Origin of the sequence: Carboxylicivirga caseinilyticus (genome assembly GCF_050589785.1) — a bacterium.
GTDB lineage: Bacteria > Bacteroidota > Bacteroidia > Bacteroidales > Marinilabiliaceae > Carboxylicivirga > Carboxylicivirga caseinilyticus.
In genome coordinates, this window is sequence record NZ_JBNGOX010000069.1 from 1 (window position 1) to 11,595 (window position 11,595).

Consider the following 11,595-nt stretch of genomic DNA (forward strand, 5'->3'; position numbering starts at 1 on the left):
ATTATCAGCATTATTAATGTATAGTCTAGGTCCAGTTGCTCCGAATTGTATATTTTGATCAAAAGTTAAGATAAGACTTTGACTTGCCGTAACATTAGTGGCATCATTTAAAGGATCATAAATTGATACAGAGGGTGGATCTGCTAATGTGGAAAATGAAATTTGAGTTGGGTTATCTGTTTCAATATCAATAGAGGTAAAGTATTCAGTAGTTACAAAATATGCTGTATATGATGTATTAGATGTAAGTCCATTAATTGATTGTGTTGTAATGTTATCGGGAGGAGAAAAAAAACTGCCAGATTGAGTAATTGGGTTATCGTCACCATCTGTGCCTGCTTTAACTTGGTATATTGTTGGTGGGGTCGATGACGTTGGGATTACAACATAGTAGTGATTATAAAAGGTTCCTCCAGTTGCACCTACATTTAAATCACAACCTCCAGTTGTAATATTTGTTACAGTTGGATAACCTGAAATATAGCTTTGCCCAAAAGCTAAATGGCTTATCAATAAAAATGCTAATGCAATAATTAATGTGTATATGTTTTTCATTCTGGTTGTGTTTTGAACCTTTATAGTGTGTAATGCAAATTTAAAACTTTGAGTTTATACGGATTAACTTATTGAAATGTTTTGATGAATTAATAATATATATTGGTAAACATTAATTCCTATGGTTTAAGTATAAGTTTTGCTAGATAATCATAATGGGGCCCGTCAAATAGTTTTTCGAATGTAAAACCGTTTTCAATAGCTTTATCTTCCAGTAGGGCAGGGTCTATAAAAAGCCAGGGAAAAGGTTGGGTTTTATGGTTCTTATACTTCATAGTATAAATAACTTCACCGTAATAATTTTCCATGGGTACCATCATGTAGCTGTCTTCATCAATAAATAAGTAGCGTAAATCAGAGCTGTCAAGCATTACTTGTCCTCCCGGATTGAGATGTTTTTTTAATGTTTGTAGAAATTGATCCAGATTTTTTAGATTACCAGCTAGTCCAATGCCATTCATCATTAATAATAACGTGTCGTATTTGTTATTTGTGTCGAATTGGTAAAAGTCGGCTTGATAATATGAGGTAACTCCCCTTTGTAAAGCTGCTTCCTTACATCCTTCTGAGGTGTCAATGCAATCAACCTGTAAACCTTTTTGTTGCAGGTATAAAGCATGACTTCCGGTTCCGGCACCAATATCCAGTACATAACCTTTACAAAGCATTAAAGCCTTTTGTTCAATCTCAGGCATTTGATTGAACGATCTGAACAAATAATCAACCGGTATAAAGTCATCTTCTGCAATGTTGGATCTTACCCTGATTGAAAGTTCACGCTTACCACTCATGTAGTCAAGAGCGGCCTGTCCCATAGGATCGTTTTGCATATTAGTTTGTTATTAGGATGCAAAAATACAAAAATATCAACTTAGGGGTCGGTTTATTAGTTTTTAGAGAATAAAAAAAGCCAACTTTTAGAGTTGGCTTTTTGTGAATGTATGAATTTTATTACAATACGTTTGCAATTTTATCAGACTTGTACTTGCCTGCTTTTAATTTCTCTTTAACCTCAGAGAATGCTTTGATGGTATATTCCACATCTTCCAAAGTATGAGCAGCAGTAGGAATAATACGTAACATGATCTGATCTTTTGGTATTACAGGGTAAACCACAATAGAACAGAAAATGTTGTAATTCTCGCGTAAATCCATTGTTAATTGAGTTGCCTCAGGTACATCACCTTCAAGGAATACAGGAGTAACGGGAGATTCTGTTTTACCAAGGTTGAATCCTTCTTTCTTTAATCCAGATTGAAGAGCATCAACAACTTCCCAAAGTTTAGCTTTGTGTTCTGGTTGATCGCGAAGCATCTCAAGACGTTTTAGAGCACCCATTACCATTGGCATTGGTAAAGATTTTGCAAAAATTTGTGAACGAAGGTTGTAGCGTAGATAGCTTACAACTTCTTCACTACCTGCAACAAAACCACCGATACCAGCCATTGACTTGGCAAAAGTGCTGAAATGAACGTCAATTTGATCTGTTACATCATAGTGTTCAGGAACACCTGCTCCTGTTTTACCCATGGTTCCAAATCCGTGAGCGTCATCAACTAATATTCTGAAGTTAAACTTCTTTTTAAGCTTAACAATATCTTTTAAGTTACCTAAGTCTCCAGCCATACCAAAAACACCTTCGGTAATCACAAGTATACCTCCTCCGTTTTCAGCTGCTTTCTTAGTGGCGAATTCAAGCATTTTCTCACACTTAGCCATGTCGTTATGAGCAAAAACAAAGCTTTTGCCCCCTTTGGCTTTATGAAGGAAGATACCATCCATGATACATGCATGCGACTCTGAGTCATATACGATAACGTCTTTGCGACTTACTAATGTATCAATAATAGATACCATTCCCTGATATCCATAGTTTAGAAGATATGAATCTTCTTTACCAACAAATTCAGCTAATTGAGCTTCTAATTCTTCATGTTTGCTGGTGTGTCCCGACATCATACGGGCACCCATTGGGTAAGCCATTCCGTATTCTGCCGCTGCGTCAGCATCAGCTTTTCTTACATCCGGATGGTTTGCTAAACCCAAATAGTTATTTAAACTCCAGGTTAGAACTTCTTTACCACGGAATTTCATTTTTGGGCTTATTTCTCCCTCCAGCTTTGGGAACATGAAATATCCATGAGCTTCCTTACCGTATTGGCCCAAAGGACCCATGTGTGCTTTGATCTTATCGAAAATGTCCACGTTACTGAGCTTTAAAATTTCGGCAAATGTAATGTTTTTGATACTGATTGAGAAAAAATCACGTTAAAAAAATCTAAACAGATATAGCTTCAATTGTTTATTTAGAAGTGATTATTGAGGCTTAATGTCTGGTAGTTAGGTGGAAGGGGGTAAAAGTGGGTATTTATTTTGTTGTGACTAAAGTATTTTAAGTATTGTGAGGTTGTAATGTAAAGTATATCTTTGCATGATGTTTAAATACCATTCTTTTTAATCGTCCTAAAGAATTTTAGAAAAAACATTTAGTAAAACTTTATGAGATTAAGAAACTTATCTGTGCTGATTTTAGTGATTGCCAGCTTATTTGTAGGCGGATGCAGTAAATATCAGAAGTTATTAAAAAGTCAGGATTATGAACTGTGGTACACTGAAGCACTGAGTTACTACGAGCAGGAAGACTATACAAGGGCTTCTACCTTATTAAGTCAACTTGTTAATATTTACAGGGGTACTGATAGGGCGGAAGAATTAAATTATGTTTATGCCAACTGTTTATATGGTATGAATAATGATTTATCTGCAGGGCATTACTATAGGGAGTTTGTAAAGAATTTTCCAGCGAGTGATAAGGCAGAGGAGTGCCTGTATATGAGTGCAATCACCTATTATAATATGTCACCAAAACCTCGTTTGGATCAAACACCTACAGAACAGGCTATTCAGGAATTTCAATTATTCATTAATATGTATCCGAATAGTCCGCGTGTAGAGGAAGCCACACGTTTGATGGATGAGCTGCGTGATAAGTTGGTATATAAATCGTATTTAAATGCGAAATTGTATTACGATCTTGGAGACTATATGGGAAACAACTATATGTCTGCAGTTATTGCTGCTGAGAATAGTTTGAAAGAATTTCCTGATACAAAATATAGAGAAGAATTATCTTTTTTGATTCTTGAATCAAAGTATATTCAAGCAGTTAAAAGTGTTGAAGAGAAGAAAGAGGAGAGAGTCAGGGAAACAATAGATGAGTACTACACGTTTATTAACGAGTTTCCTGAAAGTCAGTATAAGAGACGTGCAGAAAGGATTCTGAATGATTCAGAAGATATGTTAACAGGGTATAAAAAAGAAGAAGTATAATAAATCAGAGTAGATATGTCAATTGATTACAAAAAGACAAACGCACCGGTTTCGACCATTACCTGGGATAAAAATGTTTTATCAGAACCAACTGGTAATATTTATGAGTCGGTAGTGGTAATAGCTAAAAGAGCTAACCAAATCAGTGCAGAAATGAAGGATGAACTGAATAAGAAACTTCAGGAATTTGCTTCATATACTGATAATCTTGAAGAGGTTTTTGAAAACCGTGAGCAGATTGAGATTTCTCGTTTCTACGAACGTTTACCAAAACCAGTGTGTATTGCCTCTCAGGAGTTTGTTGAAGGTAATGTTTACCATCGCAATCCGGAAAAAACGGAAGCCGGAGAATAGTTTGTATTAACAACCGGTTTTTAATGATATTAAAATAAAGATAAAAGGGGATTGTAACTTCTTTTATCTTTTTTTTATTTTAGGGTATGCTAAAAGGAAAAAAGTTTATTCTGGGTATATCAGGCGGTATAGCTGCCTATAAATGTGCTCATTTAACACGTTTGTTAGTTAAAGAGGGTGCGGAAGTACAGGTTTTGATGACAAAAATGGCGAAAGAGTTTATTACCCCTTTGACCATGGCAACCTTATCGAAACGCCCCATATTGGTTGAGTTTTACAATCCTGAAAATGGAGATTGGAATAGTCATGTGGACACCGGTCTTTGGGCCGATGCTATGATTGTAGCCCCGGCTACAGCCAATACTATGGGGAAAATGGCTAATGGCATTGCAGATAATTTGTTAATTACAACCTATCTGTCGGCTAAATGTCCGGTTTTTGTTGCTCCAACAATGGACCTGGATATGTATACGCATCCGTCCACAACCAGAAATATGGAGACGCTTCAATCTTATGGAAATATTTTGATTGAACCCGGTTCTGGAGAACTGGCAAGTGGATTAGTTGGAAAGGGGCGCATGGCTGAGCCTGAAGAGATAGTTGAAAAGCTAAAGGCGTACTTTAAAAAAAAAGCGTCTAAAAAACTAGCAGGTAAGAAAGTTTTGGTTACAGCAGGGCCTACTCATGAAAAGATTGATCCTGTGCGTTTTATTGGAAATTACTCATCTGGTAAGATGGGATTTGCAATAGCCGAAGAATTGGCGTGTAGAGGGGCTGAAGTAGTTTTGGTAACAGGACCAAGCAGTCTTAGTTGCAATCATCCAAATATTGACAGAATTAATGTTGTAAGTGCAGCTGATATGTACAAAGCTTGCGAAAAGGTTTTTGCAGGATGTGAAATTGCTGTGATGTCAGCAGCTGTAGCTGATTATACTCCGGCTGTTAAAGCTGATCAGAAAATGAAGCGGAAGTCTGAAACATTAACCATTGAATTAAAATCAACAGTTGATATAGCAAAAGCACTCGGTGAGAAGAAGAAAGAAAATCAGTTTTTGGTTGGTTTTGCATTAGAAACAAACGACGCAGAACAAAACGCATTGAAAAAACTTAATTCAAAAAATCTGGATCTGATTGTTTTAAATAGTTTGCAGGATAGTGGAGCTGGTTTTAATGTGGATACTAATAAAATTACAATCATCAATAAACAAAATAATAAGAAAGATTTTCCGTTGAAATCAAAAGTAGAGGTGGCGAATGATATAGTTGATGAGATTGAGAGTTTGATGGAATAATCAAGTGCTAATTAATAAATTGGTTTATGTTGAGAGTTATAGTTGTGATGTTTCTTCTTATGGTGGGTATTCATCTGAATGCACAGGAATTGCAATGTGCTGTGCAGGTAGTATCTCCAAGTGTTCAAGGATCGAATAAGAAGGTTTTTGAAACGTTACAGAAGGCTATCATGGAATTTATGAATAATCAGAACTGGACAAGCGATGTTTTTAAAGCTGAAGAACGCATCGACTGTAATATAATGATTAACATTACTGAAATGGTTTCGGTGGATGAATTCAAAGGATCCATTCAGATTCAGGCTCGTCGCCCGGTTTATAACTCATCTTATTATACTGTTTTGTTTAATCATCAGGATGTGGATCTCAACTTTAAATATGTTGAATTTGAACCTCTTATTTTTAATCCTAATGCCTTTGATTCTAACCTGGTGGGTGTTTTAGCTTATTATGCCTATATCATCCTTGGTATGGATTACGACTCCTTCTCACCGAATGGAGGAACCGAGTATTTCCAAAAAGCTGAGCAAATTGTAAATCAGGCACAAGGATCAAGTTATTCGGCATGGAAATCTTTTGAGAGTCAGCGCAACCGATATTGGTTAACCGAGAATATATTAAATGAATATCATCGTCCTTTGCGTCAGTGTGTTTATAGCTACCATCGTAAAGGTTTGGATATGATGAATGATAAACCGGAAGAAGGAAGGGCTGAAATATTAAAAAGCCTGGAAGATTTAAAGAAGGTTTATCGTCAACGGCCAGGATCGTTTTTTATGCAAGTGTTTTTTACAGCAAAAAGCGATGAATTGGTTAAAATTTTTGAAGAATCATTCTCTATGGAGAAAAGCAAAGTAATTGAAGTTCTTCAGGAGGTTGATCCGGGAAATAGTAAGAAATACGAAAAGTTAAGCAGTAACTAAAATATGCTCAAGTCTCTGTCGATATCCAATTATGCACTTATTGATAAGGTTAATATCAGCCTTGAAAATGGTTTAACTGTCATTACAGGAGAAACTGGTGCGGGTAAGTCTGTTTTGTTAGGGGCACTCTCGCTGATTTTGGGTAGCAGAAGTGATTTAACAGCTCTGTTAAACAGAGAAAAAAAGTGTGTGGTTGAAGGTGAGTTTTTTATTGGTAATAATGGATTAAAGGAAGTGTTTGAGGCCAATGATGTTGACTTTGAGGAATCTACCATTATCAGGCGCGAAGTTTTACCAACTGGTAAATCAAGGGCCTTTGTTAACGATACTCCTGTAAACCTGCAGTTTTTAAAAGATATTGGTTCTAAACTGATTGATGTGCATTCGCAGCATCAGAATTTATTACTCGATGATGTAGGTTTTCAACGTATGGTTGTTGATTCCGTAGCTAATAATAAACTCTTACAGCAGGATTATTTAATTAAATATAAGGAATACAAACAACTAAACAGGCAGATTGAACTGTTAATTGAGGAAAATAATAAGCAGAAAGATGATCTGGATTATCTGCAGTTTCAGTTCAGTCAGTTAGATGAAGCAAAGTTGGTTGATGGTGAGTTGGAAGAACTGGAAAAACAGCTTCAGGAGCTTTCTCATGTTGAAGAAATAAAAATGAACCTGGCTGAGGTGGTGGGTGTTTTGAACGAAGAACCAAAAACAGTGGTTGATTCCTTGCGGGATTCCTTAAATAAGATTCATAAAATTGAGGAATATTTGCACGATGGTGAGGCTGTTGCTCAAAGAATTGAATCGGCATACCTTGATTTGAAAGATCTCGCTGAGGATTTGGATGCCAGGGTAGAAGATCTTGAGTATGATCCCCTGCAAATTCAAAAAGTTCAGGATCGTTTAGATTTGATTTACAGTCTTCAGAAAAAACATCACCTTGAGACTATCTCTGAATTAATTGATTTAAAAGATGATCTTCAATCGCAATTAGATAAGATTAATTTCTTTGATGATGAGTTGGATAAGTTGAAAAAGCAATTAATGGAAGTTGAGAAAAAACTGAAAGAAAAGGCAATCAAGTTAACTGAGTCAAGAAAGAAAGTATTGTCGATTGTTAAAACCTCTGTTGAAAAACAATTACATTCATTAGGTATGCCCCATGCAAATTTCGTGGTTCAGATGACTTCATCAGAAGAGTATATGCCTTATGGAGTAGATCAAATTGAATTCTTGTTTTCAGGAAATAAAAACGGTACTCCTTCGGCTATCAGTAAGGTGGCATCAGGTGGTGAAATGTCAAGAGTGATGTTGAGCATTAAATCTTTATTGTCATCAGCTAAAGCCTTACCAACTATCATTTTTGATGAGATAGATACTGGTGTTTCTGGTGAGGTAGCTGATCAGATGGGTGTAATTATGTCGGAAATGGCAAAAGCGATGCAGGTAGTTAGTATAACACATCTTCCTCAAATAACTGTAAAAGGACATCATCATTATAAAGTTTTTAAAACAGATAATGAACATACTACTGTTTCTCAGATAAAAAAACTTTCGCACGAAGAGCGTATTGTAGAGGTTGCAAAAATGTTAAGTGGGTCCACTTTAACAGATGAAGCAATGAAAAACGCTCGTTCTCTATTGAAAAACTGAACAGAGCTTCATAAATTGTAAGAACTAAAATGAAATCTGTTTGTTATTTTAAGCTGAACAATGTTGAAATAATTAAAATGTAACTTGTGAAGTGCAACATATACTATATATTTGTGCGCTCAAAAATAAACTGATATGGGATTTGATCTTTTAAAAGGAAAAAGAGGTATTGTTTTCGGAGCACTTAATGACATGTCTATTGCATGGAAAGTGGCTGAAAGGGCAGTAGAAGAAGGTGCCCAGATTACTTTGTCGAACACACCTGTTGCCTGTCGTATGGGAGAGGTTGTGGAGCTAGGTAAAAAATTAAATGCTGAAATTATTCCTGCCGATGCAACAAATGTTGCTGATCTTGAGAACGTATTTGCTAAGTCAATGGAAGTGTTAGGTGGTAAAATTGACTTTGTTTTACACTCAATCGGTATGTCATTGAATGTGCGTAAAAAACGTGTATACCATGACCTTGATTATAATTATCTGACAAAAACACTTGACATTTCTGCTATTTCATTCCACAAAATGTTGCAGGTTGGTTTCAAAATGGATGCTATTAGTGAGTGGGGCTCTGTTTTGGCTTTAAGCTATGTGGCTGCGCAACGTACCTTTTATGGATACAATGATATGGCTGATGCAAAAGCATTGTTGGAATCGATCGGACGTAGCTTCGGTTATATATACGGACGCGAACGTAAAGTGCGTGTGAATACTATTTCACAATCTCCAACTGTAACTACTGCCGGTAGCGGTGTTAAAGGTATTGATGGTTTAATTGACTTCTCAGAGCGAATGTCACCACTGGGTAACGCTGATGCTTTAGATTGTGCGAATTACTGTATTACCATGTTCTCTGACTTAACCAAGAAGGTTACCATGCAGAATCTTTTCCACGATGGAGGATTTTCAAATGTGGGTATGAGTCTGAGGGCAATGACACAGTACAACAAAAGTTTCGATGAGAACGATATAAAGGATATGTACTAAGATACTGAAAGGGTGCTGAAAGCACCCTTTTTTTATAGGTATTGCCTTCTGAAATCCATATCGTTAAATTTTCAAATTCTATCTATTATCACTACATTTGGCCTCGTTTTTGCAACTAGCGGCCATTGAGCTGACAAAGGCTTTAATTATAGTAGGAAAATTTTAAAACTTATCATGGATAAATACCGGATAAATCACCTTAAAGAATTGGAAGCAGAATCGATTTTCGTAATCAGGGAAGTTGCTGCCCAATTTGAAAATCCTGTAATGTTATTTTCTGGTGGAAAAGATTCTATCGTTATGTTTCATCTTGCGCGTAAAGCGTTTTGGCCAGCCAAAGTGCCATTTCCTTTGATGCATATCGATACAGGTCATAATTTCCCGGAAACAATCGAATACCGAGATCGGATTATGGAAGAAACCGGAACAAAGTGCATCGTTGCTTTGGTTCAGGATTCAATCGATCAGGGAAGAGTTGTTGAAGAAAAAGGATTTAACGCCAGTCGTAACAAATTACAAACGGTTACTTTGCTTGATGCAATAGAGAACAATAAGTTTGATGCTGCGATGGGAGGTGGTCGTCGTGATGAAGAAAAAGCAAGAGCAAAAGAACGCTTTTTCTCACACCGTGATGAATTTGGTCAATGGGATCCTAAAAACCAGCGTCCTGAACTTTGGAATTTGTTTAATGGACGGAAAAATATGGGAGAGCATTTTCGTGTATTTCCTATCAGTAACTGGACAGAAATGGATGTTTGGCAATATATCTACATGGAAAAGATTGAATTGCCAAGCTTATACTTTACACATAAACGAGAAGTGTTTAACCGCGATGGCGTGTGGATGGCAAATGAGCCATGTATGACGTTGAAAGATACTGAGAAGTTAGAAATGAAAGACGTACGTTGTCGTACCATTGGTGATGTTACCTGTACAGGTTTAACATTGTCAACTGCCAATACTATTGAAGATATTATTTTAGAGGTGGCAGCAACCCGTACAACTGAACGTGGTGGTCGTGCTGATGATAAGAGATCAGAATCAGCTATGGAAGATCGTAAGCGTGAGGGATATTTCTAAACTTGTAAAATCAGAAAAACAAAATAATATGTCCGGAAAAGAATCAGGATATTTAGATATGGAGCTTTTGCGTTTTACCACAGCCGGTAGTGTGGATGACGGGAAAAGTACCTTAATTGGAAGATTGTTATACGATAGTAAGGCGATTTTCGAAGATCAAATGGAAGCTATCGAGCGCGTTAGTGAGCGTTCAGGTCACGAAGAAGTTAACCTGGCTTTATTGACTGACGGATTGCGTTCGGAGCGGGAGCAGGGAATCACCATTGATGTGGCTTATCGTTATTTTGCTACTCCCAAACGTAAGTTTATCATTGCCGATACTCCGGGACACATTCAGTACACCCGTAATATGGTTACAGGTGCCAGTACTGCCAATGTAGCTTTAATTTTGGTTGATGCACGTCATGGTGTTTTAGAGCAAACCTTACGTCATGCATACATTGCTTCGTTGCTGCAAATTCCTCATGTAATCTTCTGTATCAACAAAATGGATTTGGTTGATTATAGTCAGGAAACCTTTGAGAAGATTAAAGCTGATATTGATGCAGTATCGTCAAAATTGTCAGTAAAAGATATTCGTTTTGTACCAATTAGTGCCTTAAAAGGTGATAATGTGGTTGAGCGATCAACAAAAATGGACTGGTACGATGGACCAACTTTGATGTATTTGTTGGAGAATATTCATATAAGCAGTGATATTAATCACGAAGATTTTCGTTTCCCGGTTCAATATGTTATTCGTCCTCAGTCGGCTGACTGGCCTGATTACAGAGGCTATGCAGGTCGAATTGCTTCAGGAGCTATTAAATTAGGTGACGAAGTGAGTGTAATGCCTAGTGGATTTACTTCAAAGGTTAAAACCATTGATATGATGGATGAGTCATTGGAGGTAGGTTTTGCACCTCAATCGGTGTCAATTACATTAGAAGATGATATTGACATAAGCCGTGGTGATATGCTGATTAAATCTAACAATGGTTCAAAGCCAACGGCTAGTCAGGATGTTGATGTAATGATATGTTGGTTCAATGAACGTAAACTGGTTCCAAGAGGTAAATATGTTGTTCGTCATACTTCAGCCGATGCCAGGGCAATGGTTACTGATATTCAATATAAAATGAATATCAATACCCTTGAAAAGAATGAAGAAGACAAAGATGTTAGTATGAACGATATTGCACGTATTAAACTACGGACAACAAAACCTTTGTATTTCGATTCGTATAGCAGAAACCGAATTACCGGAAGTTTAATTTTGGTTGATGAAGGAACCAACGAAACAGTTGCTGCAGGTATGATTATATAGTTTATAAAGGATACTAAAATATGAGGAGGGTGTCCAAAAAGTGATTCTGCAAATAAGGAATCTTTCAAATTGTAACTTTACTTTCATTATACCCCACCAAACCTCCCCTAAAAGG

The 11,595-nt window shown here is 36.7% G+C and carries 10 protein-coding genes and 1 pseudogene; 8 read left to right on the forward strand and 3 right to left on the reverse strand.

Annotated features, from left to right (window positions below):
- The 3 genes and pseudogenes from ACRD62_RS21870 to ACRD62_RS21880 all read right to left on the reverse strand — a co-directional run.
- A pseudogene (locus ACRD62_RS21870) lies at nt 1–555 on the reverse strand (hypothetical protein); the annotation flags it as partial.
- Nucleotides 556–674: 119 nt separating this feature from the next.
- Nucleotides 675–1,385 carry a class I SAM-dependent methyltransferase gene (locus tag ACRD62_RS21875; protein WP_430822222.1) on the reverse strand — a complete coding sequence of 237 codons (711 nt, stop codon included), beginning with the start codon at nt 1,383–1,385 and terminating at the stop codon, nt 675–677.
- A 121-nt stretch (nt 1,386–1,506) separates the two neighbouring features.
- Nucleotides 1,507–2,760 (reverse strand): aminotransferase class I/II-fold pyridoxal phosphate-dependent enzyme, encoded by a 1,254-nt coding sequence (locus ACRD62_RS21880; RefSeq protein WP_430822223.1) that lies wholly within the window; start codon nt 2,758–2,760, stop codon nt 1,507–1,509.
- A gap of 294 nt (nt 2,761–3,054) precedes the next feature.
- Between ACRD62_RS21880 and ACRD62_RS21885 the strand changes: the two genes are divergently transcribed.
- The 8 genes from ACRD62_RS21885 (at nt 3,055) to ACRD62_RS21920 (ending at nt 11,480) form a co-directional block, all read left to right on the forward strand.
- Entirely contained in the window at nt 3,055–3,885 is an 831-nt protein-coding gene (locus ACRD62_RS21885) for an outer membrane protein assembly factor BamD (protein WP_430822224.1), read from the forward strand.
- Between the two features lie 15 nt (nt 3,886–3,900).
- On the forward strand, nt 3,901–4,239 hold the full coding sequence (locus ACRD62_RS21890) for a DNA-directed RNA polymerase subunit omega (protein WP_321408855.1): 339 nt from the start codon (nt 3,901–3,903) through the stop codon (nt 4,237–4,239).
- An 86-nt stretch (nt 4,240–4,325) separates the two neighbouring features.
- Entirely contained in the window at nt 4,326–5,531 is a 1,206-nt protein-coding gene (gene coaBC, locus ACRD62_RS21895; RefSeq protein ID WP_430822225.1) for a bifunctional phosphopantothenoylcysteine decarboxylase/phosphopantothenate--cysteine ligase CoaBC, read from the forward strand.
- 26 nt (nt 5,532–5,557) lie between these two features.
- Nucleotides 5,558–6,454: a type IX secretion system protein PorD gene (gene porD, locus ACRD62_RS21900; protein WP_430822226.1), complete on the forward strand. Its 897-nt coding sequence runs from the start codon at nt 5,558–5,560 to the stop codon at nt 6,452–6,454.
- Nucleotides 6,455–6,457: 3 nt separating this feature from the next.
- A complete protein-coding gene (gene recN, locus ACRD62_RS21905; RefSeq protein ID WP_430822227.1) occupies nt 6,458–8,113 on the forward strand; it encodes a DNA repair protein RecN in 1,656 nt (551 codons plus the stop codon).
- Between the two features lie 135 nt (nt 8,114–8,248).
- Entirely contained in the window at nt 8,249–9,094 is an 846-nt protein-coding gene (locus ACRD62_RS21910) for an enoyl-ACP reductase FabI (protein ID WP_430822228.1), read from the forward strand.
- A gap of 174 nt (nt 9,095–9,268) precedes the next feature.
- Nucleotides 9,269–10,174 carry a sulfate adenylyltransferase subunit CysD gene (cysD, locus tag ACRD62_RS21915; protein ID WP_430822229.1) on the forward strand — a complete coding sequence of 302 codons (906 nt, stop codon included), beginning with the start codon at nt 9,269–9,271 and terminating at the stop codon, nt 10,172–10,174.
- 28 nt (nt 10,175–10,202) lie between these two features.
- Complete coding sequence (locus tag ACRD62_RS21920) at nt 10,203–11,480, forward strand: sulfate adenylyltransferase subunit 1 (RefSeq protein WP_430822230.1); 1,278 nt, start codon at nt 10,203–10,205, stop codon at nt 11,478–11,480.
- Nucleotides 11,481–11,595 lie beyond the last annotated feature (115 nt).